This is a genomic window from Mesorhizobium sp. C120A (genome assembly GCF_030323105.1).
Classification (GTDB): domain Bacteria; phylum Pseudomonadota; class Alphaproteobacteria; order Rhizobiales; family Rhizobiaceae; genus Mesorhizobium.
In genome coordinates, this window is the sequence record NZ_CP100476.1 from 1,239,669 (window position 1) to 1,263,938 (window position 24,270).

Annotated in this window: 22 protein-coding genes and 3 pseudogenes; 7 read left to right on the top strand and 18 right to left on the bottom strand. The window is 63.7% G+C overall.

All coding sequences use genetic code 11. From position 1 onward, the window contains the following. Positions 1-39 precede the first annotated feature (39 nt). From NL532_RS06085 to NL532_RS06095, 3 genes are all read left to right on the top strand, one after another. Entirely contained in the window at positions 40-3,210 is a 3,171-nt protein-coding gene (locus NL532_RS06085; RefSeq protein ID WP_023828280.1) for an efflux RND transporter permease subunit, read from the top strand. A 96-nt stretch (positions 3,211-3,306) separates the two neighbouring features. Further along, entirely contained in the window at positions 3,307-3,465 is a 159-nt protein-coding gene (locus NL532_RS06090; protein WP_023828279.1) for a DUF3309 family protein, read from the top strand. Between the two features lie 348 nt (positions 3,466-3,813). Beyond that, on the top strand, positions 3,814-4,230 hold the full coding sequence (locus tag NL532_RS06095) for a DOPA 4,5-dioxygenase family protein (RefSeq protein WP_286487955.1): 417 nt from the start codon (positions 3,814-3,816) through the stop codon (positions 4,228-4,230). A gap of 78 nt (positions 4,231-4,308) precedes the next feature. On the opposite strand, the gene NL532_RS06100 is transcribed toward NL532_RS06095, so the two are convergent. The 6 genes and pseudogenes from NL532_RS06100 to NL532_RS06125 form a co-directional block, all read right to left on the bottom strand. Beyond that, positions 4,309-6,072, bottom strand: a complete 1,764-nt coding sequence (locus NL532_RS06100; RefSeq protein ID WP_023828362.1) for an RNA-directed DNA polymerase — start codon at positions 6,070-6,072, stop codon at positions 4,309-4,311. A 165-nt stretch (positions 6,073-6,237) separates the two neighbouring features. Next, a pseudogene (locus tag NL532_RS32150) lies at positions 6,238-6,480 on the bottom strand (MoaD/ThiS family protein); the annotation flags it as partial. A gap of 24 nt (positions 6,481-6,504) precedes the next feature. Continuing rightward, positions 6,505-8,769 (bottom strand): xanthine dehydrogenase family protein molybdopterin-binding subunit, encoded by a 2,265-nt coding sequence (locus NL532_RS06110; protein ID WP_023706258.1) that lies wholly within the window; start codon positions 8,767-8,769, stop codon positions 6,505-6,507. Then, positions 8,766-9,248, bottom strand: coding sequence for a (2Fe-2S)-binding protein (locus tag NL532_RS06115; protein ID WP_023684040.1), 483 nt, complete (start codon positions 9,246-9,248; stop codon positions 8,766-8,768). The genes NL532_RS06110 and NL532_RS06115 overlap by 4 nt, the downstream gene beginning before the upstream one ends. Next, positions 9,248-10,108: an FAD binding domain-containing protein gene (locus NL532_RS06120; protein WP_023752873.1), complete on the bottom strand. Its 861-nt coding sequence runs from the start codon at positions 10,106-10,108 to the stop codon at positions 9,248-9,250. The genes NL532_RS06115 and NL532_RS06120 overlap by 1 nt, the downstream gene beginning before the upstream one ends. Before the next feature lie 178 nt (positions 10,109-10,286). Then, positions 10,287-11,243, bottom strand: coding sequence for an SDR family oxidoreductase (locus NL532_RS06125; RefSeq protein WP_023715050.1), 957 nt, complete (start codon positions 11,241-11,243; stop codon positions 10,287-10,289). 94 nt (positions 11,244-11,337) lie between these two features. Between NL532_RS06125 and NL532_RS06130 the strand changes: the two genes are divergently transcribed. Then, positions 11,338-12,246: a LysR family transcriptional regulator gene (locus NL532_RS06130; protein ID WP_023752874.1), complete on the top strand. Its 909-nt coding sequence runs from the start codon at positions 11,338-11,340 to the stop codon at positions 12,244-12,246. Here the strand turns inward: NL532_RS06130 and NL532_RS06135 are convergent. The 3 genes and pseudogenes from NL532_RS06135 to NL532_RS06145 all read right to left on the bottom strand — a co-directional run bounded on the left by NL532_RS06135 (position 12,210) and on the right by NL532_RS06145 (position 14,658). Continuing rightward, complete coding sequence (locus NL532_RS06135; protein ID WP_023828364.1) at positions 12,210-13,385, bottom strand: MFS transporter; 1,176 nt, start codon at positions 13,383-13,385, stop codon at positions 12,210-12,212. The genes NL532_RS06130 and NL532_RS06135 overlap by 37 nt on opposite strands. Positions 13,386-13,540: 155 nt before the next feature. After that, the gene (locus NL532_RS06140) at positions 13,541-13,849 is read right to left on the bottom strand and encodes a DUF1244 domain-containing protein (RefSeq protein WP_023690051.1); all 309 of its coding nucleotides are present in this window, start codon (positions 13,847-13,849) and stop codon (positions 13,541-13,543) included. A 12-nt stretch (positions 13,850-13,861) separates the two neighbouring features. After that, a pseudogene (locus tag NL532_RS06145) lies at positions 13,862-14,658 on the bottom strand (N-formylglutamate amidohydrolase). Positions 14,659-14,904: 246 nt separating this feature from the next. Between NL532_RS06145 and NL532_RS06150 the strand changes: the two are divergent. Then, a pseudogene (locus tag NL532_RS06150) lies at positions 14,905-15,392 on the top strand (DUF1036 domain-containing protein). After that, positions 15,389-16,834, top strand: a complete 1,446-nt coding sequence (gene pyk / locus NL532_RS06155) for a pyruvate kinase (protein WP_023673117.1) — start codon at positions 15,389-15,391, stop codon at positions 16,832-16,834. Before NL532_RS06150 ends, pyk begins: the two are co-directional and overlap by 4 nt. 8 nt (positions 16,835-16,842) lie before the next feature. On the opposite strand, the gene NL532_RS06160 is transcribed toward pyk, so the two are convergent. The 4 genes from NL532_RS06160 to ykgO all read right to left on the bottom strand — a co-directional run bounded on the left by NL532_RS06160 (position 16,843) and on the right by ykgO (position 19,315). Beyond that, entirely contained in the window at positions 16,843-17,307 is a 465-nt protein-coding gene (locus tag NL532_RS06160) for a hypothetical protein (RefSeq protein ID WP_023754117.1), read from the bottom strand. A gap of 7 nt (positions 17,308-17,314) precedes the next feature. Then, positions 17,315-18,379 (bottom strand): alpha/beta fold hydrolase, encoded by a 1,065-nt coding sequence (locus NL532_RS06165; protein WP_023754118.1) that lies wholly within the window; start codon positions 18,377-18,379, stop codon positions 17,315-17,317. Positions 18,380-18,494: 115 nt separating this feature from the next. Continuing rightward, a complete protein-coding gene (locus tag NL532_RS06170; RefSeq protein ID WP_023754119.1) occupies positions 18,495-19,076 on the bottom strand; it encodes a tetratricopeptide repeat protein in 582 nt (193 codons plus the stop codon). Positions 19,077-19,189: 113 nt separating this feature from the next. Beyond that, complete coding sequence (ykgO, locus tag NL532_RS06175; RefSeq protein ID WP_006327841.1) at positions 19,190-19,315, bottom strand: type B 50S ribosomal protein L36; 126 nt, start codon at positions 19,313-19,315, stop codon at positions 19,190-19,192. A 242-nt stretch (positions 19,316-19,557) separates the two neighbouring features. Here ykgO and NL532_RS06180 point away from each other — a divergent pair, with 242 nt between their 5' ends. Beyond that, complete coding sequence (locus tag NL532_RS06180) at positions 19,558-19,986, top strand: lysozyme inhibitor LprI family protein (protein ID WP_023684031.1); 429 nt, start codon at positions 19,558-19,560, stop codon at positions 19,984-19,986. Between the two features lie 38 nt (positions 19,987-20,024). Here the strand turns inward: NL532_RS06180 and NL532_RS06185 are convergent, their stop codons facing one another. The 5 genes from NL532_RS06185 to NL532_RS06205 all read right to left on the bottom strand — a co-directional run bounded on the left by NL532_RS06185 (position 20,025) and on the right by NL532_RS06205 (position 24,269). Then, positions 20,025-21,101, bottom strand: a complete 1,077-nt coding sequence (locus tag NL532_RS06185) for a 5-(carboxyamino)imidazole ribonucleotide synthase (protein ID WP_023754120.1) — start codon at positions 21,099-21,101, stop codon at positions 20,025-20,027. Beyond that, positions 21,098-21,595 (bottom strand): 5-(carboxyamino)imidazole ribonucleotide mutase, encoded by a 498-nt coding sequence (gene purE, locus NL532_RS06190; protein WP_023754121.1) that lies wholly within the window; start codon positions 21,593-21,595, stop codon positions 21,098-21,100. Before purE ends, NL532_RS06185 begins: the two co-directional genes overlap by 4 nt. Before the next feature lie 74 nt (positions 21,596-21,669). Then, on the bottom strand, positions 21,670-22,875 hold the full coding sequence (locus NL532_RS06195; RefSeq protein WP_031202732.1) for an aminotransferase class V-fold PLP-dependent enzyme: 1,206 nt from the start codon (positions 22,873-22,875) through the stop codon (positions 21,670-21,672). A 20-nt stretch (positions 22,876-22,895) separates the two neighbouring features. Then, a complete protein-coding gene (locus NL532_RS06200; RefSeq protein WP_023673109.1) occupies positions 22,896-23,357 on the bottom strand; it encodes a RidA family protein in 462 nt (153 codons plus the stop codon). Between the two features lie 117 nt (positions 23,358-23,474). Then, positions 23,475-24,269 carry an amino acid ABC transporter ATP-binding protein gene (locus tag NL532_RS06205; RefSeq protein ID WP_023754123.1) on the bottom strand — a complete coding sequence of 265 codons (795 nt, stop codon included), beginning with the start codon at positions 24,267-24,269 and terminating at the stop codon, positions 23,475-23,477. Position 24,270 lies beyond the last annotated feature (1 nt).

Below are 24,270 nucleotides of genomic sequence, written 5' to 3' on the forward strand. Positions count from 1 at the left end.
CCGGCGGCAATGCGGCTCCTGAAATCTTGAGAACAGGCCATGGATATCGTCAAACTCGCGATCAACAATGCCCGGCTGACCGTTGCGGTGCTGGTGTTCCTGCTGCTGGCGGGCTGGGTCGCCTATCAGTCGACGCCGAAGGAAGCGGAACCCGACGTTCCGATTCCGATGATGTATGTCAGCCTGATCTATCAGGGCATTTCGCCTGAGGATTCCGAGCGCCTTCTGCTGCGGCCGATGGAAAGCAAGCTGAAGAGCCTCAAGGGTCTCAAGGAAATGCGCTCGGCCGCCTTCCAGGGCGGCGGCTATGTGCTGGTCGAGTTCCAGCCGCAGACCAATCTGGCGACAGCACTTCAGGACACGCGCTCCAAGGTGCAGGACGGCAAGGCCGACCTGCCGCAGGCGGCTGAAGAGCCCGTCGTCACCGAGGTCAACATCTCCGAATTCCCGGTGCTGGTGGTGACGCTGTCGGGCGAATTGCCCGAGCGCGTGCTGACGGCTGCCGCGCGCGAACTGCGCGACCGCATCGAGGAAGTGCCTGGCGTTCTCGAAGGCTCGCTGCAGGGCGCGCGCGACGATCTCGTCGAGGTCGTCATCGACCCGATGAAGCTGTCCTCCTACGGCCTGCAGCTCGACCAGCTTATCGGCGCGGTCGGCGCTTCCAACAGCCTGGTCGCCGCCGGCAACATCGAGGGTTCGGAAGGCAAATACGCGGTCAAGGTGCCGTCGCTGATCGAAACACCAGAGGATGTCGCGTCCTTGCCGGTGGTTGCCGGACCCAATGCCGTGGTGCAAGCCAAGGACATCGCGACGGTGCGCTCGACCTTCGCCGATGCCGAGACCATCACCCGCCTCAACGGCAAGCCGGCCATCGCCATCGAAGTCAAGAAGCGCATCGGCGCCAATCTGATCGACACGCTGGCCAAGGTGCGGGAAGTGTCCGACGCCTATGTCAAGACCATGCCGGAAGGCATGAACATCACCTACACGCAGGACAAGTCGGTCTTCGTCAACCAGCTTTTGGGCGATCTGCAGAACCACGTGATGATCGCCGTCATCCTGGTGTTCATCGTCATCCTCTATGCGCTGTCGGGCCGCGCCTCGCTGCTGATCGGGCTTGCCATTCCGTCATCGTTCCTGATCGGCATCCTGCTCTTGGCGATGATGGGCTACACGATCAACATGATCGTGCTGTTCAGCCTTATCCTGGCAGTCGGCATGCTGGTCGACGACGCCATCATCGTCACCGAGTTCGCCGAGCGGCGCATGGGCGAAGGCATGCCGAAGGCGGAAGCCTTCACGCTGGCGGCCAAGCGCATGGCGGGCCCCGTCATCGCGGCCACAATGACTCGCATCGCGGCGTTTTCACCGCTGCTGTTCTGGCCCGGCATCATCGGCGACTTCATGAAATACATGCCGATCACGCTGATCGTCACGCTGTCGGCCTCGATGCTTTATGCGCTGGTGTTCGCGCCGACGCTGGGCGCGCTCTTCGCCAAGGCGCCGGAGCATCACGAGGAACACAATCGCGACGGCTGGTACATGGCGCTGGTCAAGCAGGCGGTGCGCTTCCCCATCACCGTGCTGGTGCTTACCGCCGTGCTTTTGACCGGCGTTGGCTTCGCCTATTCCAAATACGGCGCCGGCGTCGAGTTCTTCCCCAGCGTCGAGCCCGACTACGGCCTGCTCTATGTGCATGCCCGCGGCAATCTCTCGCTGGCCGAAATGGATACGGCAACCAGGATCGCCGAAAACCGGCTGCTCGGCTGGCCCGGCGTGAAATCGGTCTACACCCGCGTCGGCAAGACGCAGGGCGGCGGACAGGACGTGCCGGAGGACGTCGTCGGCGTCATCCAGTATGAGTTCATCGACTGGCGCGAGCGCAAATCGGCGAACAATATCCTGGATGAGCTGCGCACCGTCATGGCCGGCATTCCCGGCGTCGATGTCGAAGTGCGCGTGCCGGAGGCCGGTCCTCCCACAGGCAAGGCGGTCCAGCTCCGGCTTTCAGCCATCGATCCAAAAGGGCTTGACGACCAGGCCCGTGCGGTCGCGGCGCGCATCGCCAAGGTGCCCGGCGTCATCGACGTTTCCGACGGCCTGCCGCCGCCCGGCGTCGACTGGGCGCTCGAGGTCGACCGCGCCAAGGCGGCGCAGTACGGCATCAGCCCGACCGCGGTCGGCACCGTGGTGCAGTTGGTGACCAATGGCTTGAAGCTCTCGGAATATAGGCCCGCCGGCGCCGACGACGCCGTCGACATCAGGCTGCGCCTGCCCGAAGACCGGCGCACGCTGTCGACGCTCGACGAGCTCAGGGTGCAGACCGCGCAAGGCTCGGTGCCGATCTCCAACTTCGTCGTGCGCAAGCCGGAGCCGACGGTCGGCATCCTCAACCGCATCGACGGCGCCCGCACCGTGGTCGTCCAGGCCAACGTCGCCGCCGGTAACCAGGTCGCGGCGGTGCAGGCGGAGGTGACCAAGGCGGTCACCGACATGAAGCTCGACAGCGGCATACGCTGGAAGCTGGCCGGTTCCAACGAGGACAGCGCTGAAGCCAGCGCCTTCCTCGGCAAGGCCTTCGGTGCGGCGATCTTCCTGATCTTCCTGGTGCTGCTGATGCAGTTCAACAAGTTCACCAGCGTGCTTCTGGTGCTGTCCTGCGTGGTCATGGCGACGATCGGCGTGTTCCTGGGGCTGCTGCTGACCGGCGAGGCCTTCGGCATCGTCATGTCGGGCATCGGCGTCATCGCGCTGGCCGGCGTGGTGGTGAACAACAACATCGTCTTGATCGACACCTATGACCGGCTGCGCGAAGAGGGCTGGGACAAGATGGAGGCGGTGCTGCAGACCTGCCGCGAACGCGCCCGCCCGGTCGTGCTGACGGCGGTCTCGGCCATCCTTGGCGTGCTGCCGATCGCCTTCGGTCTCGGCCTCGAAATCTTCCATCACGAGACGACGATCAACGCGCCGTCGACGCAATGGTGGATTTCGCTGTCCTCGGCGATCGTCTTCGGCCTGTCCTTCGCCACGCTGCTGACGCTGGTGGTGACGCCGTCCATGCTGATGATCTTCACGCGCAGCAAGAACAGCCGCTTCTATGCGTTCTTCCGCCGGCTGTTCGGCCGCGACAAGAAAAGGGATGCGTCCACGGGGCCGAAGCCGGGTCCGCTCGATGAGCCGGCAATCGCCTTCCCGAAAGCCGCGGAATAGCTGCATTCGACCAGTCAGACGAAAGGCCGTCCGGAACAACCGGGCGGCCTTTTGCATTGTCCCCCCGTATCCGACCAGCAAGGCGAGGGACTCTTAATGACCGTCAGCACCATCCTCATCATCGTTCTAGTCCTGATCCTGATCGGCGCCGTACCGGCCTGGCCACACTCGCGCTCCTGGGGTTATGGGCCGTCCGGAATAGTCGGCGCTGTGCTGGTGGTGCTGCTGATCCTGGTGCTGATGGGCAGGGTTTGATTGGGGCAAGAGACCTCTGCGATCAGCGTTTCCTCGCCCGATGAAGTGCTGGCAATAGGCATACGGCGGCGCCCGCCCCCACTCCGGCCGCTGGGCGGCCACCTCTCCCCCATGTCCATGGGGGAGAGGAAATGCCAAGCTTTTCAAGGCCACGACCTCGGCGGTTAGCATTTCCTCTCCCCCACGAATGTGGGGGTAGAGGTGGCTCGGCGAAGCCGAGACGGAGTGGGGGAACGCCTATGCGATTGGCCTGAAATTGAGATGACGAGCACACGCTGTTCCCCCTTGGCCACCCCGCTCCCTTGCGTATACGCTGCCCGCACGACAATCACCGAGGGAGCCATCAAGGTGAACATCGCCAGCCCGCCAAGGCCGCTCGCCGAGATCGCCAGCTATCACGCCCACATCTACTATGACGGGCAAGCCGAACGGCAGCACGCCGAATGGCTGCGCCTGCGCATCGGCGAACGCTTCCGCGTGCGACTGGGCAACTGGCGCGACGAGCCGGTCGGCCCGCACGAACAGGCCATGTACCAGGTCTCCTTCGCCACCGAGATCTTCGCGACGCTCGTTCCCTGGCTGATGCTGAACCATGGCGGCCTGAGCATCCTCATCCACCCCAACACCACCAACCCCAAGCGCGACCATCTGGTCGATCCGATCTGGATCGGGCGAGTGCTGGGGGTGCATGGGGATGTGCTGGGTGAGGATGACGAAGCGGAAGAGGCGCTGGAGGTGAATACGGAGCCGACGTTGGTGGCCTAGGCGTCGACGCGACGCTTGACCGTCTCGGCTACTTAACGACAAGCCCAAGGAAGAGGCGTTGAAATCTGGGTTATGTGCTCAAAAATCAAAGTCGTTGTCATCGTCGAGGGAAAGATCATCCCATAGCGGCCGCCAGCCGGAGTTGTCGTTGCCATAATCCTCGCCGAGCTTTTCATAACGACGCTTGTGGCGCGGTGTGCGAGATTCGGCGTAGATGTTGCCGGATAACACTGCTGAACGGCGCCCGGCTAAGCTCGTGTCGAGCAACTGGTTGATGGTTGGAAGCTCCAGAGCGACATTAGTTGCAACTGTATTGAAAAAGGAAACACGCTGATCACGCAGCACTCGAAAATGCGGATCGGCATCTACGGCAGCCTCTGCGCCGGGCAACTTCCATCCCTTTCGAATTCCGGCTTCATAGACGAGCATCCAATGCTCTCCCATTAGATCGTCAGCATCGACAGTGCCAATCCAGTCGGAGATCGCGCCTCGGCCAGTTAGTAGCGAGCGGCTTCGCAGCATAAAAACTAGGCAAGCGCACAAGCTGTTCTCGACCTTCGCGCTCAGTTGAGTTGCGCGTTCTCCTAAACGAATGGACAGCGAACGGCAAAGCCACAAGGTCCATACAACCTCGTAGTGATGATTGTAGGGTGCATGCTCCTCAATCATTCCTTCGGCGAAATCCTTGATGCGCTCTCCTATGGGATAGCCGGCAGCCGCGTAGGTACAGAGAATCTTGATAACCGAATCTAGGCAGTTGGAATTCTCGCGAGCAATTCGCAGTAGGAAAGGCTCATAAACATCCCAATTGGCGGAGTGAATGAGGCTGTGTGACGTCTTACGCACCGCGAAGGATGCGATGCTCTCATCAGGCCAGGATTTGGAGAGGCGAATAACCTCACTAAAGAAGCGGATGAGATCGCGACGCTGGTCGTTAGCTGAACGACTCAACTTCAGCTGAGCGATATCGCCTGGCCAACTTTCCTCGTTAAAGCCAAGTGCATCTATTATCTGGGTCTTCGAGGCGTTGAGCTGAAGATCGAAGCCAAGCACAGCTTCACGAAGTGCTGCAAGGAACGCTTCTGCATCGACATGCGAAGCAAAGCAAAGGAAGAAGTCGTCCATATAGCGATAGCCGGCTGTCAGCCGCGCAAAGTGATCCGTTCCGATCTGCTGTTCAATCGCACACAGAATGAGCTCGGATATGATCCGCGAACTGTCGGGACCCACCGGAATGCCGATAGTTTGCCCGTCCTGGCAGGCACGCAGCAGGGCGTCGATGCGATTTCCATAGACTGCGGGGTCCGTTGTACTGCGGTTGCGCTTAGTAACCCGCTTCCCGTGGAGCGCCCAAGGGATGGAATGGGTATAAATTGCATGGTAAAAGCTAAGAACGTCTGTTTGTAGTATGGCGCGCGCAGTTGCATAAGCTTTGATTCGTTCTTCACTCAGCAAGGACAGTTTAGGTAAGGTGACTGCCCGATTGCCGGTCTGGCTGATTTGTGTAGAAGTTAGGCTGATGGGTGACCTGGCTGAAATCGCTTCAAACTCGTCCTGATGATCAGCGATAGCACTTGTCAAATAATATTGGTTCACCGGATTTGGCACGCCGAGCATGCGGCGTGAGTGGCCTTTGCGGGCCATGTCGAACCGTGCATATCGACTGGTAGGCGGATAAAGGCGACGCTGCTGCCCAGTCAGACCTGCCTCATGTGTCGCCCAGTGCGGGACAATATTGGCAAGACTGCGGGCAAAGTCAAAGCTCGTGAATGGTGGCGGTAGCTCTTTTGGGAAGTAGCCACGAGCTAGAAGGGCCTCGATGCGTTCGTCGCGCGTCATCATGATATGCGTCTCTTTGGCTTAGTCAAAAGCAGCCCATATTTGCACGAGCGATTCAAAATATCTTCCGCCAAAGACAGTCAGAACAGTAATCAAAGACTCGCTTGTAAGATTTAAAGCATATCGACGAATTGTCAGCTTGTGGATGTCGAAGTCGCCTCCCCACTCACCCCCAGCCAACCTCGGCAGCAGAAAAATCTCCGCCCCTTTCGGCAATTCCTTCGACCACGTATCGCGATAGATCGTCCCGTCAATCGCCACAGCAATGCCCTTCTCGATCCAGGGCTCAATCCCGGGATACTGTTCAGCCAGTTTCCTGAACAGCTCCCTTATGTCCTTGGCCTCGACCTCGACCTTGCTCTGGCCTCCGGCGAGCTGGCCCAGCGCGCCCCAGAGCGTGACTTCGACCATTAGGGCAAGAACCTCATTTCGGCCTCAGCCTCCCCGTTCCGCCTCGATCGCGGCGAGGACCCTTGGCGGCGACATCGGGATGTGGGTCATGCGTACGCCGGCGGCGTTGGAGACCGCGTTGGCGATCGCCGCCAGCGGCGGCACGATCGAGGTCTCGCCGACGCCGCGCACGCCATAGGGGTGGTTGGGGTTGGGGATCTCGAGGATCTGCGTGTCGATCATCGGCAGGTCCGAGCAGACCGGGATGCGATAGTCGAGGAAGCCGGCATTCTGGAGGCGCCCGTCCTTGCCGTAGATATACTCCTCGTTGAGCGCCCAGCCGATGCCTTGCGCCGCGCCGCCCTGGTACTGGCCCTCGACATAGGTCGGGTGCACCGCCTTGCCGGCATCCTGGATCACCGTGTAGCGGATCACCCTGGTCGAGCCGGTATCGGGGTCGACCTCAATGTCGCATATATGGGTGGCGAAGGAGACGCCGGCGCCGTCGGCGACGAGTTCGCTGTGGCCGGCGATCGGCCCGCCGGTCTTGCCGGAAGCGGCGGCGATCTCCTTCAGCGACAGCGCTGCAAGATTGCCGTACTTCTCGCCCTTGGCGATGGCGTGGCCGTTTTCCCAGACCACGTCGTCGACGGGGATGTCCCACGTCTGGGCGGCGCGCTCACGCAGGATCTTGATGGCGTTGCGGGCGGCCGAGATGGTCGCCATCGAGGACGAGAAGGTGCCGCGGCTGCCGTCGGTCATGTCGTTGTAGCCGAGCGAGGATGTGTCGGCGACCACCGCCTTGAGCTGGGCATAGTCGATGCCGAGCTCCTCCGCCGCCACCAGCGACAGCGACGCGCGCGAACCGCCAACGTCCACCGTGCCGACAGCCAGCGACACCGAGCCGTCCATGCCGATGTTCAGGTCCACGCAGGTCTGGCCACCGAAGTTGAACCAGAAGCCGCAAGCCATGCCGCGGCCCTGGTTCTTGCCCAGCGGCGCCTTCATGTGCGGATGGTGCTTGGCCGCCTCCAGCGTCGGGCCGATGCCGATCGGGCCGTAGACGGGGCCATAGGAAGAGCGGGTGCCTTCCTGCGCGGCGTTCTTGATGCGGAACTCGACCGGGTCCATGCCGAGTTCCTTGGCCAGCTCATCCACAGCGCTTTCCACCGCGAAGGCCGCCATCGGTGCGGAGGGTGCGCGATAGGCCGCGGTCTTCGGCCGGTTGACCAGCACTTCGAAGCCGACCGTCTTGACGTTATCGAGCTTGTAGCAGGCGAAGGCCGTCATGGCGCCGATCTCGGCCCATGTGCCGGCATAGGGGCCGCTGGTGTAGCGCAGCGTCGCTTCGGCGGCGGTGATGGTGCCGTCCTTGCGGGCGCCGATCTTGACGTCGATCGAGGTGGCGCTGGTCGGGCCCGAGGCGCGGAACACCTCGTCGCGAGTCATCACCAGCTTCACCGGCCGTCCTGCCTTGCGCGACAGAGCGAGTGCCACCGGTTCGGCCCAGACATGGGTCTTGCCGCCGAAGCCGCCGCCGATCTCCGAGGAGGTGACGCGCAGCTTCGAGGCTTCCAGCCCGAGCAGTTGCGCACAATGCTGGCGGTAGACGAAATGGCCCTGCGTGCAGACCCAGAGGTCGGCGGTGCCGTCGGACGAGACGCTCGCAACGCAGGCGTGCGGCTCGATATAGCCCTGATGCGTCTGTTCGGTCTTGAAGGAGCGCTCGACGATGACATCGGCGTGCCCAAAGCCCTGATGGACATCGCCATGGCCGAACTGGCTGCGCTTGGTGACGTTGGACGGCTTTACCGGCTTTTCCTCGAGACCCTCGGTGAAGATCGTGTCGTTGATCAAAGGCGCGGTGTGCTTCATCGCCTCGTCGACATCGGTGACATGCGGCAACAGCTCGTACTCGACCTCGATGAGCTTCAGCGCCTGCCTGGCCGTGCGGGCATCGACGGCGGCGACCGCGGCCACGGCGTGGCCGTCATAGAGCGCCTTGCCGCGCGCCATGCAATTGTCGAGGACGTCGTACATGGCGGCATCGCCATCGGTGAGATCGGGCAGGTCGGCGGCGGTGATCACCGCTTTCACGCCGGCCAGCTTTTCCGCTTTCGAAGTGTCGATCTTGAGGATCCTGGCATGCGCATGCGGGCTGCGCAGGACACGCCCGACCAGCTGTCCCGCCATGTTGAAGTCGGCGCCGTAGCGCGCGCGGCCCGTCACCTTGTCGACGCCGTCGGGACGGATAGGCCGCGTGCCGACGGAGGAGAATTTGCGGCCCGAAAAGCGTGGATCGAAGTTCATGCGTGCGCTCCCTTCATCACATTGGCCGCATCCTGGACCGCGCGCACGATCTTGTCGTAGCCGGTGCAGCGGCAGAGGTTGCCGGCGAGGCCGAAGCGGATTTCTTCCTCGGTCGGATCGGGGTTCTTGGCCAAAAGGTCCTTCGCCGCGATCAGGAAGCCCGGCGTGCAGATGCCGCATTGCAGCGCTGCATGCTCAAGGAATTTCTGCTGCAGCGGATGTAACTGATCGCCATGCGCCATGCCCTCGACGGTCTCGATATGCCGGCCTTCGGCTTCAGCGCCGAGCACCAGGCACGAGCAGACCAGCCGGTTGTCGAGGATGATCGAGCAGGCGCCGCAGTCGCCCGTGCCGCAGCCTTCCTTGGCGCCGGTCAGCCCGAGGCGATCGCGCAGGACGTCGAGCAACGTCTCGTCGGGCTGGCAAAGGTATTCGACGTGATCGCCGTTGATTGTCGTTGAAACTGCTACACCGGCCATCATTTGCCTCCTGCGCGTGCGTAGGCGGTCGTCGCGGCCCGTCCGGCCAGCACGCCCGCAACTTTTCGTCTGAACTCGATCGTTCCGCGCTTGTCGTCGATGGGGCGGCAGGCCCCGGCGCAGACCTTGGCGAGCCGCTCAAGTGCCGCCTCATCCAGCTTCCTGCCGATGAGAGCCTCGGCTGCTTCTTCCACCAGAAGCACGGTCGGGGCCGCGGCGCCCAGCGCGACGCGCGCGGCCGTGATGACGCCATGCTCGTCGAGCGACAGCTTCACGCCGGCGCTGACCACGGCGATGTCCATCTCGGTGCGCGGAATGAACCTGAGATAGGCGTCGCCCGAACGCGGCTCCCGCTTGCCGAGCAGGATCGCCTCGACGATCTCACCCTTGGTGAGCGAGGTCTTGCCGGGCCCGATCGGCACGGCCTCGACAGGAATGGTGCGCTTGCCCGAGGGACCGGCAACCACGGCCTTTGCGGCGGCGGCCACCAAGGCCGGGACGCTGTCGGCGGCCGGCGAGGCGTTGCACAGATTGCCAACGATGGTGCAGCGGCCCTGGACCTGTTTCGAGCCGATCAGCTTCGACGCTTCGACGACACCGGGCCAGGCCTTCTTCAGAACCGAGCTCTCGCCCAGGACGGCGCAGGGGACGGTGGCGCCGATGCTGAAGCCGTCGGCCGTCTCCCTGATCTCGCTCAAGCCCTCGATCGCCTTGATGTCGACGATCAGGTCGGGATCGACAAACCCGCCCTTCATCCGAACGAGGAGGTCACTGCCTCCAGCGAGAATGGCTGATGTGCCGGAAGCGTCGGCCAGCAGGCCAACGGCGTCTTCGATTGAAAGCGGACGTATGTAACGCATCGTCTCCCCTTGGTGATGGTGATCTCGCCGACCGTTATAAACAGTCTCCTCATAATGACCATCCGGTTGCTGATTTCCAGCGATTGGGCCAGCACCGCGAGAGAGATTTTTGTCTAAAGTCTTTGTTTTGATGCATGTCGTTGTCCCAGAACCGCGCACACTTCTGGGCGACATGCATTTAAGCGGCGTCTTTTGCACGGTCGAGGCTGATGCCGATGTCCTTCAAGGCCTCGGCCACGGCCTCGTCCAGCGGGGTGTGCGGGACTTCGCCGATGATGCCTTCCAGCCGGTCGGACACGAGCCGGTGCGGTTCGAAGCGCAGATAGGACATCGAGACGATCTCGCGCCACATCGCCACGAACGGGCTGCCGGCGCGCAGCACCCACCAAGGCATGAAGGTCAGTTTCAGCGGACGTCCCAACGCTTTCTCGGCCGCGGCCTTTATGTCCATGTCGGTGACGGCGTGGCCGGGGAAGTTGAGCGCCTCAAAGAAGCCGAGCTTGCCCTGATTACGCGCCAGGCCGACGAAGCCGATGCCGAAGTCCGGCAAATAGGCCCATTCGTGCACGAGGTTGGCAGGGCCAGGCGCGGTGTAGACGCCCTTGCTCATCTTGGCGGCGACGACGAGGTCGAACCATGATCCGCTGCCGGTGCCGCCGAAGAAATCGCCGGCGCGCAGGATGATGGTGCGGACGCGGCCGGCATCGGCCTCGCGGCGAAACAGCGCTTCCATGGCGCAGCGGATGCGGCCCTTCTCGGTGGTCGGACGGAATGGCGTGTCTTCGGTGACCACCTCAGGCATCGGCGAGCCGTAATTGTAGACAGTGCCGGGGAAAAGATGCAGCGCGCCATTGGCATGGCAGGCGGCCATGACGTTCTCCGCCATCGGCAGACACTTGCCCCAGTCGGTGTAGATCGGGTTGAGGCCGTTGAAGATGATGTCGACGCCTTGCGTGGCGCGGATCAGCGCCTCGCGGTCGAGCGCATCGCCGGCGACGGCGGTGGCGCCCTTGAGTTCGGCTGGGACCTTGCCGCTGCGGGTGACGGCGCGGACGTCGAAACCGGCGTCGATGAAGGCCTTGCCAACCACGCGGCCGAGCCGGCCATTGGCGCCTAGAATTGCGATCTTGGTCATTTTCTTCTCCGTGTTTGTGTTTGCACGGCGAATATGATGCCTCCATATGCGAATGAAAATTGACTAGGGATGCAGCTTTGTTATTCATAATTGAATGGAAGATATCGACTGGAACCTGATCAAGAGTTTCGTCACCGTGGCGGAGACCGGCAGCCTGTCGGCCGCGGCGCGCAAACTGTCGGCCAGCCAACCGACGCTCGGGCGTCACATCGGTGAGCTCGAACAGGCGTTGGGCGTCACCTTGTTCCGGCGCGGGCGGCGCGGCTATGCGCTGACGGAAGCAGGCGCCACGCTGTTCGAACGCGGCAGAGCGGTGAGCGAGCAGGCGAGCGCGTTCTCACTATTGGCATTGGGCTCGGTCGAGGCGATCGAAGGCACGGTGCGCATTGCGGCCAGCGAGGTGGTGGCGGCCTATGTGCTGCCGAGGATGACGGCGCGGCTCGGCATCGAGGAGCCCGGCATCGAGGTCGAGATCGTCGCCTCGAACCAGGTCGAGAACCTGCTGCGAAGGGATGCCGACATCGCCATCCGCATGGTCAAGCCGGCGCAGAACGAGCTGACGGCGCGCAAGGTCTGCGATATCAAGCTCTGCTGCTGCGCGGCGAAATCCTATCTCGACAGGCACGGACGCCCGCTCAAGCCCGCCGACCTTCTCGACCATCCGCTGATCGGCTTCGACCGCAGCGACGAGATGATCCGGGGCTTTACCCAGGCCGGCATCCCCGTCACCCGAAGCAGTTTCCGCTTCAGGACCGATAACCAGATCGTTCTGTGGGAAGCGCTGCGGGCGGGAAACGGCGTCGGTCTTGGCCAGGAGCCGCTGACGGACAGCGACCCGTCGCTGGAGAAACTGCTGCCCGGCCTGCCACTGCCCAGCCTGCCGGTGTGGCTGGCCATGCATCGCGACGTGCGCACCAGCGTGCGCATCCGCCGCGTCGCGGATTTCCTCTATGAGGAGCTGAAGCGCTATTCGGCGGGGGCGGCCGCGAATTCGGCGCGGTGAGCGAGCCCGGCCATCAACAGCACGACGATCAGCAGCGCCGACATGGCGACGAAGATCGGGCCGAAGCTGGAATGCTCGGCAACGAAGCCGATCGCCGACGGCGCCACCAATATGCCGGAATAGCCCATGGTGGTGACGACGCTCATGCCGGTGCCCGACGACATGCCTTCCTGGTTGCCGCCGGCCGAGAAGATGATCGGCACCATATTGGCGATGCCGAAGCCGCAGAGAGCAAAAGCCGCGATGGCGATCCAGGGCGAAGGCGACAGGCCGGCGACCAGCATGCCGGCGGCGGCGACCACCGCCGAGCCGCGCAGCGTGGCCACCGCGCCGAAGCGGTTGCGCACGCCGTCACCGAAAAAGCGTATGACAGCCATGACGCCGGAGAAGGCGGCGTAGGCAAGGCCGGCGATGGCGAGGTCGGCGCCGAGCTCCTGCCTGAGATAAAGCGCTGCCCAGTCGAGCACGGCGCCCTCGGAAATCATCGTCAGCAGCGCCATCAGCCCGACAAGATAGACCAGCGGGTTGGCCGGCAGCGTTAATCTGTGATGCTCGGCGGCCTGCGGCTTGTCCTCGGCGATGAGGTAGCCGACCGCCACGGCAATGACGGCAAAAGCTATGACCGTGACCACAGCCGCATGGGCGAGGTGGCCGTAAGTCTGGATGGCGTAACCGCCCAGACCGCCACCGGCGAAACCGCCGAGGCTCCAGAAGCCGTGCGAGGACGACATGATGGCGCGGGACAGCCGGCGCTCGACCACCACCGCATTGGCGTTCATCGCGACATCCATGCCGCCGATCGAGCCGCCGAAGATGATCATGGCGATCGCCGCCAGCGGCACGTTGGGCGCCAGCGCCACGATCAGCAGGCCGAGGCTGCCGCAAAGGCCGAACCAGCGCAACACGGTGCGCGAGCCATGCCTGGAGATCAGATGGCCGCACCAGCTCATGGCCGCGACCGCGCCGACGCCGAACAGCAGGATCAGCAGACCGAGGGTGAATTTCGAGATGTCGAGCCGGGTCAGGAACACCGGAATCTGCGGCGCCCAGCTGCCGGTCAGGAAGCCGTTGGCGAGGAAGATCGCGGCTACGGCCCATCGCCCCTGAAGGGCGCTCTGCATGGTGTCTTGCGCGTTCATGGCCCGAATCCGGTCAAGGAATGGCTTTGCGCGGCAAATTAGATCGATTCAATTTCTCGTCAAGCGCTTGGCTGCGAAAAGCTTGTGGGCCACATCTAAGGGGAAACCGTTAGGCGCTGTCCCGCCGACGTCAATCCTGTGAACCGCGCGCTACTTCAGTGATCCCTCGGCCGTCTTGCCTCGAACTCCGCTTTCTTGGCGTCCGAAGCCTCGGTCTGGTTCAGCGCCTGCCATTGCGCATAGGGCATGCCGTAGACGATTTCGCGCGACTGATCCTTGCCGAGATCGACGCCCTCAGCCTCGGCCGCTTCGCGATACCAGTTCGACAGGCAGTTGCGGCAGAAGCCGGCGAGGTTCATCAGGTCGATGTTTTGCACATCGCTGCGCTCGCGCAGATGCTCGACCAGCCGGCGGAAGGCCGCGGCCTCGAAATCGCGTTTCTGGTCATCGCTGAGTTCGGTCATTGCCTTGGGTCCTCACAGCGGCCCGGTGCGCGAGCCGAACATCTTCACCTGATGTATATCGGGACGGCGGTCGATGGCGTCAACGATCGGCGCCAGCCGTTCCGCCCAGGCCAGCGCCCCCTTGCGGTCTGATATCAGGTCCTGGCGGATCTCGATCAGCGCATGGGCAAAGCCGTTGACGATGGCGTGCTTGAACATGGTGTCGCCGCGCAACGCGCCGTCATAGGGTTCATTGTCGCCGACGACGAGGTTTTATCCTGCGCCAGCATGTCGATCAGCGGCCGCGCCACGCGGTCGTCGAGGTCCCACAATATGCCGACATGCCAAGGGCGGATGAAGCCCTGCATGACAGGGGTGAAGGAGTGTACGGAGAAGATGAGCGGCGCTTTGCCTGAGGCGTGCGCCACCGACGCGATCATGGCGCCGACCGCGTCCTGATAAGGCCGGTAGAAGCCGTCGAGCCGCCTTTCGCGTTCGGCCGGTGCCATAGGGTAGTTTCCCGGCACGACAGTGCCGTCATAGAGCTGGCGGATCAGCGTCGGGTCGTCCTCGCCGCGATTGGGATCGATCAGCAGCCGCGAAAAATTGGCGATCACCGCCGGCACGTCGAGCGCTGCGGCCAGTTCGCGCGTCACCGTCTCGACACCGATGTCGTAGGCGATATGGCGATCGAGTTCCGCCGCCGGCAAGCCGAGACTGCCATACTCCTCCGGCAGGTCGCGGCGGGCATGGTCGGCGACAAGCACGATGCCTCGCTTGCGGTCGCCTTCGACGATATCGAAAGGCGCGAAAACTGTGGATCGGGTCATTGGCTGGAAAGGTCTGTTCGCTGGCTTCCGGGGAGGGTGGTATCGTCATTCCCACGAAGAGGACTGTTGCGCAATGCCGTTGTTTGGCCACGGTTTCTGCGAAAATCCTGTGACGCGCGGCAGATCGCGTGTCGGGGGCCTTTCTAAATCGATTGGAATTGGACAGAACGGCGCGTTGACATGCGCCCGGACTTTTCCGAAAAGGGGCGTTGAGAGATGCAGATGACGTTATTGAGGGGTTTCGGGATGGGTTCCGCCGGCAGGCCGCGTGCGCGCACCGCCTTTGCCGTGCCGCTCCTGACCCTGACGCTAGGGCTCACCGCGCTGGTCGCGGCTTCGCCTGCCCGCGCCGATTTCCGCGTCTGCAACGCCACGCAGAACCTGGTCGGCGTCGGCATCGGCTACCGCGCCAAGGCAGGCTGGATCACCGAGGGTGGTGGCACATCGAAGGATCGAGCTGCAAGACGCTGATCGAAGGTCCGCTGTCATCAAGGTTTTACTATCTTTATGCAGAAGACGCCGAGCGCGGCGGGCGCTGGGATGGCCCGATCAACATGTGCGTGGCTGAAAAAGAGTTCAAGATCGCAGGCGTTACCGATTGCGTCGCCCGGGGCTTCCAGCGCGCCGGATTCCAGGAATATGACACGGGCGAGCAGGCAAGCTGGATGGTCCAGCTGACCGATGAGTCCACAACGGGAGGCGCTCCAGCCGCCCCGGGAACAAACAGTCAATGAGACGTAGCCGCAAGGTCAAGATCCTCGCCACCATCGGTCCTGCCTCCTCGTCCGAGGAGATGCTGCAGAAGCTGTTCGAAGCCGGGGCCGATGTCTTCCGCATCAATATGAGCCACACCGATCACGAGTTGATGCGCACGCTGGTCGGCCGCATCCGTGCGGTCGAGGAAAAGGTCGGCCGTCCAATCGGCATCCTGGCCGATTTGCAGGGACCGAAGCTGCGCGTCGGCAAGTTCGCCAACGGCAAGGAGGTTCTGACGCCGGGCCAGACCTTCACCCTCGACAACAATCCCGAGCCCGGCACGTCGACCCGGGTCTACCTGCCGCATCCCGAAATCCTGAGCTCGGTCGAGGCCGGCCACCGTCTGTTGATCGACGATGGCAAGCTGGAGCTCAGGGCGGTGAAGAGCGACGGCAAGTCTATCACCTGCACCGTCGTCGCCGGCACCACCATTTCCGACAAGAAGGGCGTCAGCCTGCCCGACACCGACCTGCCGGTCGGTGCGCTGACCGAAAAGGACCGCAAGGACCTCGATGCGGTGCTGGCGGAAAGCGTCGACTGGGTGGCGCTGTCCTTCGTGCAGCGGCCGGAGGATTTGGCGGAAGCCCGCAAGATCGCGCGCGGCCGGGCACTGATCATGGCCAAGATCGAAAAGCCGCAGGCCGTCGCCCGGCTGGCCGAAATCATCGAACTCTCCGACGCGCTGATGGTTGCCCGCGGCGATCTCGGTGTGGAAATGCCGCTGGAAGCGGTGCCCGGCATCCAAAAGCAGATCACGCGCGCCGCGCGCCGGGCCGGCAAGCCGGTGGTGGTCGCCACGCAGATGCTGGAATCGATGATCACCGCGCCGGTGCCGACCCGCGCAGAGGTGTCCGACGTGTCGATCGCCGTGTTCGAGGGCGCCGACGCCATCATGCTTTCAGCCGAATCCGCTGCCGGCGCCTATCCGGTCGAGGCGGTGGCGATGATGAACCGCATCGCCACCAAGGTCGAAACCGACCCGACCTATGCCGGCATCATCAACGCGCAGCGCTCGGAACCGGAAGCAACCGGCGCCGACGCCATTTCGCTCGCCGCCCGCGAGATTGCCGAGACGCTGAAACTGTCGGCGATCATCACCTATACGGCTTCGGGCACCACCGGCCTGCGCGCCGCGCGCGAGCGGCCGCAAGTGCCGATCATCGCCCTGTCGCCGATCCTCAACACGGCGCGGCGGCTGTCGCTTTTGTGGGGCACGCATTGCGTCGTCTCGCCCGACGCCAGCGACCTCGACGACATGGTCGACCGCGCCTGCCGCATCGCTTTCGAAGAGGGGTTCGGCCAGCCGGGCGACCGTGTCATCATCACGGCGGGCGTGCCGCTGAGGACGCCGGGTTCGACCAACATGCTGCGCATCGCCTATGTCGGGTCGGACGTGCAGGCCACCCGCAACATAGGTTGACAGAGGCTTCAACTCATCACAGTTCGCAGCGCTCTTGCCGCACCTTCGGCGTGATCGATGCGCCGAAGGAAGCGGTGTGCGCGAGGGATTGGGTCATAGAGATACTGATCTGGGCCGCGCATCTTTCGCCGGTTGAGGTCGGCGGTGTCGAGCAGGTCGAAATCGACCCTTTCCAGCGTGCAGTGCCAGCCTGCGCTATGCGAAGCCCATCCCCTTCCATGCTGCTGCAGAAGCCGCGCTCGGCTGGAATAGCCGTGATAGTCGAAGGCGATCACGCCGTTCGTCATATAGATATGGTTGCCGTAGAAATCCTCGCCCGGAATGATCCGTTCGCCGTAGAATCCGTCCAGGGGAGGATGGCTGAGGAAGGTGCCCGCAAGGATGTGGCAGGCGCCGTAGCCGAAGAAGATGCGATCCGGTAGCGCCCAGAACGCTTCGGGGTTTTTCTTGATTCCGTGCTTCAGGACATACATGCGGCCGTCACGTCGGGGCGAGTTGCGCGTCGGGCACCGTAATGTCGGGGCACTGTGCATCGTTGTAGGCATCGCCGGCGATCCGCGCTTCCACGGTTTTCGCGATTGCCTGCAGGTCGACGTCCTTGCCGGCGACTTTCTCGATCGCGCCGACGACGAGGTCGGAGGCGATCCAATCCGGCTTGTGGCCCAGATTGTGGACCCAGATCAGTTCGGCGCCGGGGATGTCCCTGACCAGGCCGACCGAATGGATCGAGGCATAGACCACCTTGTCGCGATCGCCCGAGATGACGATCGTCGGCGCTGTGATGTCGCGGTAATGCGGCGCGGCCTTCAGCGTATAGTCGTAGAGGCCGGCGACATCGATGGCGTTGGCGCGGAAAGCGCCGGGACGCAGCACCAGCGGAATCGAGGCATTGCCGACATAGGCTTCCGGCACCTTGTTGGGAGAAAACACGCAGGCCGTGGCGCCGTCCATCTGCAGCGTGCCTGCCGGATAGGTCAATGTCTCCGAGAACAGCCAGCCGATGACGGGGGTGGCGGTCAGCTTGTAGTACCAGGCGGTCGCGCCGCCCGGCCAGGGGTGGCTGACCGGCGACAGAAAGACCAGCCCGAGCGTCTTCTCCGGGTGTTCGCGGCCAAAGGCGGCGGTGATCACGCCGCCAAACGAATGGCCGACGATGATCGCCTTGTGGATGCCGAGACGGTCCATCAGCCCGGCGATGGTGTCGGCCTGCCCCGACGGGCTCTCATTGCCGGGGCCGCGCGCCGACCAGCCGAAGCCCGGCCGGTCGAGGAAGACCATCTCGGCGCGGCCTTCGAGCAAAGGCCTGATCGGCAGCATCTGATCCCTGAGATTGGCGCTGGCGCCATGGATGAAGACGATCGCCGGCAGTTCGGCATTTTGTGGCGCCGGCACGTGGACATAGTGGATGCGGGTGGCGTCGATGTCGGCAAATTCGCCGGCCGGCGGGTTCCGCCACTCGATCAGCCACGCGCCGGCGCGGGTGACACCGGCCAGGGCAAAGACGAGCGCGAGGAGCAAAGCACAGGCGGCGTAAATGAGGTTCATGCGCGGAGATACGGGGGTGGAGGGGGATAAGTTCTAGGGAGTAGGGAGTAGGGAGTAGGGAGGTGGCGTCTCGACCAATCTCTCTACTGACTAATCCCTAATTCCTACTGCCTAATCAAATTCCTTCGCCGGCAAGCTCTTCCGAAATTGCCGCGACCTGGTCCTGGGCGCTACGCATCATCGGATAGATGGTAAGCACCTTCTGCCAGGCTTCGAGCGCCGATTGCTTGTGGCCGGTGGCGGACATGATCTGGGCCAGGCCGGAAAGCGCGCCGAAATGGCGTGGTTCCAGCTGCAGCGTCTGGTCGATGTCGGACATCGACTTCCCGAAATTCTTCATCATGTAATGGACGGTGGCGCGCCGGTTCCAGCCTTCGGCATATTTTGGCTGCAGGATGACAACCTGGTCGAGGAAGTCGAGGGCGACGTCGAACTTCTGGTCGTCCATCGCCTTTTGCGACCATTGCATCATCAGGTCGATCGAGGCGCTGCCGGACTGGAACCATTCGCCCCAGATGCGCCCGGCGATGCGCTCGGCCGCCTTTTCGTTGCGCTCGCGCTTCAGCTCGGCAAACAGTTGGTCGAGCCTGGCTTCCCTGGTCAGGGCAACCGGCGGCTTTGCCGGCGGATCGTCCGCCGACGCCGGAGCGACGCCGAAAAGAAACAGGGTCGCCAAAAATGCAAAAAGAATCCGCATCGCCGGAATCTAACCCCGGACGGCGGATCGTCAAACTGAAATTAGCGTGAAAGTGCCTGAAACCAGGCAATTACCATCGTATGGACGGAGGCAACGAGCCTCCGGCCGAACACTCAGCCCTGGCGCGCCTTGTAGCGTGGAGCGGTCTTGTTGATGATGTAGACGCGGCCCTTGCGGCGAACCAGCTGGTTGTCGCGGTGACGCGCCTTCAGCGCCTTGAGCGAATTCTTGATCTTCATGGTCTTGCCCGTCGGTCTGGGCCCTGTCCGGGCCGAATTATTAAGGCGCGCCTGAAAAGCGCGCCTTTGAACTTGCGGTGGCTCATAAACGAGGAGCCTTGCCCGTGTCAACCGCAAGCGTGCTGGATAGAGGCCGAGAATGGCTTTGGCCATCAAATATCCGCCATCTCGGCTCCACGCCATTGCGCGGCCGAAGGCGGGCTGGAATGGTGCGGCACCCGCAAGCCGATTTGGAGACCTCCATGCGCCTGTTGTTTGTGTCCGCGAGCCTTGCCGTTATGGCAGCCGCCTCCATCGCGCAGGCGCAGGAATGCGACCGCAACGACGACAGCCAGCAGATGATGAACATCTGCGCCGGCGAGGACTATCGGGCCGCCGATGCCAAGCTCAACCAGGCCTACAAGGATCTCGTCGGTCGCAACGACGACAAGGGCAGGAAGCTGCTGCAGGTCGCGCAACGCGCCTGGATCGCCTTCCGCGACGCCGAATGCGCCTATACGACGACAGACAGCGAGGGCGGCTCCATCCATCCGATGGAGGTTTCACAATGCCTGACCGAACTGACGGACCAGCGCATCAAACAGCTCACCGCGGGCGCCAATTGTAGGGAAGGCGATGCGAGTTGCGCCAGCCCCGACGAGGACGGAGATCTGAACGACGAGCTGCAATAGGGCTCGAGCCACGCCCTCGCGCAAAGTGCCGGAATGGCTTAGCTACGGCGGCTGATGCGCGTGAAATGGCCCATCTTGCGGCCTGGGCGCGCTTCCGCCTTGCCGTAGAGATGCAGCATCAGATCGGGCTCGGCGAGCAAAGCGGGTACGCGCAGCACATCGTCGCCGATCAGGTTTTCCATGACGCAGTTTGAATGCCGGCCAGGGTTGCCCAGCGGCAGGCCGGCAATGGCGCGGATATGCTGCTCGAATTGCGAAACGATGCAGGCGGCTTCCGTCCAGTGGCCGGAATTGTGCACGCGCGGCGCCATTTCGTTGGCCAGCAGCGTGCCATCGGCAAGAACGAAGAACTCGACGCCGATGACGCCGACATAGTCGAGGGCCGACAGGATTTTCGCTGCCGACCCCTGTGCCGTCGCCGCCGTCTCCAGCCTGATCTGGGCCGGCAGGGTCGAGGTATGCAGGATGCCGTCGCGGTGGACGTTCTCAGCCGGATCGTAGGCGGCGACCGCGCCGTCCAACCCGCGCGCGGCGATGACCGAGATTTCGCGCTCGAAAGCGACGAAGGATTCGAGGATCAGCGGCACATTGCCCATGGTCTCGCATGTGCCGGCAAAGCCGCCCGTCTCCATGTTGCGGAAGACGCGCTGGCCCTTGCCGTCATAGCCCATGCGGCGGGTTTTCAAGATGCCGCTGCCACCGAACTCTCTCAGCGCCGCCGTCAGCTCGTCGTCATTGTCGACGGAGCGGAAATCCGCTGTCCTGATGCCGATGCCGTTCAGGAATAGCTTCTCCGCCACCCGGTCCTGGGCGACTTCCAGCGCCCTGGGTGGCGGATAGACCGGGACCTTGGCGGCGAGCGCGCCGGCAGCCGCTACCGGCACATTCTCGAATTCGTAGGTGACGACGGCGCTGACTGCCGCCAGTTCGGCAAGGGCGTCCGCATCGTCATAGGCGGCGGTGATCTGGCGGCTGGCGACCCGAGCCGCCGGGCAATCGGCCTGCGGTTCGAGGATAATTGTGCGGTAGCCGAGGCGCGCTGCGGCAACAGCCAGCATGCGGCCGAGCTGGCCGCCGCCGATGATGCCGATGCTCGATCCCGCGGGCAGACTCACGGCGCGTCCGTCGGTTCGGTGGCGACCCTGGCGGTTTGGGCGGTGCGCCAGGCATCCAGGCGGGCGGCAAGTTCTTCGTCGTTCAGCGCCAGCACGGCGGCCGCCAGAAGGGCGGCGTTGGCCGCACCCGCCTTGCCGATGGCAAGCGTGCCGACCGGAATGCCGGCCGGCATCTGGACGATGGAGAGCAGCGAATCCTGGCCTGACAGCGCCTTCGATTCGACCGGCACGCCGAACACCGGCAGCGGCGTCAGAGCCGCCGTCATGCCGGGCAGGTGGGCGGCGCCGCCGGCCCCGGCGATGATCACCTTGTAGCCGGCCGCCTTGGCGCCCTTGGCGAAATCATAGAGGCGGTCCGGGGTGCGGTGGGCGGAGACGATCAGCCGCTTGTGCGGAATGCCCAGCGCCTCCAGCGTTTCGGCGGCGTGGCGCATCGTCGCCCAGTCGGACTGGCTGCCCATGATGATGGCGACGTCGGCGCGGTGGTCGGTCAAGCGCATGCTCCCGGCGGTAAAGGCGCGCCTTAGCGGAATTCGGGCTGGCCCGCAAGGATGGCGGCCGCCGCAGCCTAGTCCGGCCAGCGCAGGGCGCCGGATGAATCCTTTCGCGGCTGTCTCATCGCATCCGCCGGCCTGTCGGCCGCGGTGAGCACGGCGCGCAGCTGCTCGGCGACGATCTCGGCCTCGCCGGGGTGCAGATTGCACGGGTCGAGGAAGAAATGGCCGCGCTCGGCCTCGTGGTTGCGCACGATGATGGGCGGCGATCCGGCCGCCAATGCCGAGGCGAGGCCGGCGGCGGTGAAGCGGCTTTTGGGCAAGACAAAGATTTGCAGCCGGTCGAGCGGATTGGCGGTCGGGTCGGGAATGATGTTTGCGACGATGCCGGGTATTCCCTGTAGCGAATCCCTCCACAGATTGAGCGCCGCTTCCTCGCGCCGGCGGATGCCGGCATGGTCGCGCTTTTCCCAGGCTTCGAGCGCAGCCATGGTGCCGGCGATGCTTTCCTTGCCGATCTTCATGGCGCGGGCGACGCCGCGGTTTTGCAGATAGGCGGCGCGGACCAGATCCTTGCGGCCGGCGACGATGCCGCTGGTTGGCCCCGACAGGAATTTGTGGCCGCTGTAGACGACGATGTCGGCGCCGCGGACCAGGAAGCTGCGCAGATCATATTCGGAAGCCGCGTCGACGATCACCGGCACGCCCCTGGCGTGGCAGATATCGCAGAATTCCTCGAGGGAAAGCATGCCGTATTGCACGGTGTGGTGCGCCACGACGTAGAGCGCCGCCGCCGTGCGCTCGTTGATAGCCTCGCGCACATGATAATCCTGCGTGACGCTGACCGTGCCAGCCGGAATGACCTTGGCGCCGGCGACGCGGATCGACTGGTCGATCGGTGCGCCGTAATTGACGATATGGCCGAGCTGGATGACGACTTCGGACTTCAGCCCTTCGGTATCGTCGGGCAGCCGTTCGATCGCCAGCAAATTGGTGCCGGTCATCGCCCCGGCGATCGCCATTGTGATGCCTGAGGCGCAGCAGGCGGTGATGAAGCCGGCCTCGCTGCCGGTGAGGCGGGCGGTGATCACGCTTGCGGCGCGCTGCAGATCGTCCATCTCCACCCATTGCGAGGCGATCTCGGCCATGGCGCTGATCGCCTCGGGAACGATGATCGAGGCGCCGAGCGTCGTCATCGTGCCGGAGACGTTGATGATCGGCCTCAGTCCCAGTCGTTCACGGATCGTGGTGTTGGAGCCGGTGTCGGAATAGGTTTTCATGTTCAGCAATCCCTTGACGGTCAGGCGGCGATCTCGACGACCGCTTCGATTTCGACGGTGATGTTTCCAGGCAGCGAGCCGACCCCGATCGCCGAGCGGGCATGGCCCCCAATCTTGTCGAAGACGCTGGCGAACAGGTCCGAGCAGCCATTGACCACTTTCGGGTGGTCGCTGAAGGTCGGCGTCGCATTGACGAAGCCGAGCAATTTGACGACGCGCACGATGCGGCCGAGATCGCCGGCGGCGGCGTGCATGACGGCGAGCAGGTTGAGGCCGGTGAGGCGGGCATGCTCATAGGCCTGCTCGACGGTGACGTCCTCGCCGACCTTGCCGGTGCACAGCGTGCCGTCGGCGCGCAACGGCCCTTGACCCGAAAGAAAGATCAGCCGGCCGCTTTCCGCATGGGTGACGAAATTGGCGATCGGCGTCGGCGGCTCGGGCAGCGTCAGGCCGAGTTCGGCGAGCCGGATGTAAGGCGTCATGTAAGAATTCTCCTTGGGCCGGCCTGTTGTTTTACGCAATTCCCAAGGCAAAGCGCTTCGCGCTTTTCCCGGGAAAACCGCTTACACTTTTCCTGGAATTGCTTTGGGCCGCCCATGTCAGAAATGCGAGGCGCGGAAGCGCGCCAGGAAAGAGCGCAGGCGCTCATTGGTGGTCTCTTCGGCAAGGATCTCCTTCGGCGGGCCAACAGCGCTGACACCGCCATCGGCCATGAAGACAATGCGGCTCGAAGCGTCGCGGGCAAAGGCCATCTCGTGCGTGACCATCACCATGGTCATGCCGTCTTCGGCCAGGCTGCGCACAACGGCCAGCACCTCGCCGACCAGTTCGGGATCGAGCGCGGAGGTGATCTCGTCGAGCAGCAGGATCTTCGGCTCCATGGCGACTGCCCGCGCTATGCCGACGCGCTGCTGCTGGCCGCCGGAGAGTTCCGCCGGCAGGCTGTCGGCCTTGTGGGCGAGGCCGACGCGGCTCAGCCAATGCTCGGCGATCTGGCGCGCCTCGGCCTTGCTCTTGCCGCGCACCTTGGTGAGGCCGAGCATGATGTTGCCGGCGGCGGTGAGGTGCGGAAACAGGTTGAAGCTCTGGAACACCATGCCGGTTTCGGCGCGCATATTGGCAAGGTCGCGCTCGCTGCGCCGCTTGCGCGCGCCGACCTCACGAAAACCGACCTCCTTGCCGTCGATTCGGATCGAGCCTGAGTCGTAGCTTTCGAGAAAGTTGACGCAGCGCAGCAGGGTGGTTTTGCCGCTGCCGGAAGGGCCGATGACGGTGACCACCTCGCCCCTGTCCACCTTGAGGCTGACCGCGCGAAGCACCTCGACCGAACCAAAGGCTTTCGAGACCCCGGCAATGTCGAGAAGGGCAGCATTGTCGTTCGAGCTTGTGGCCATC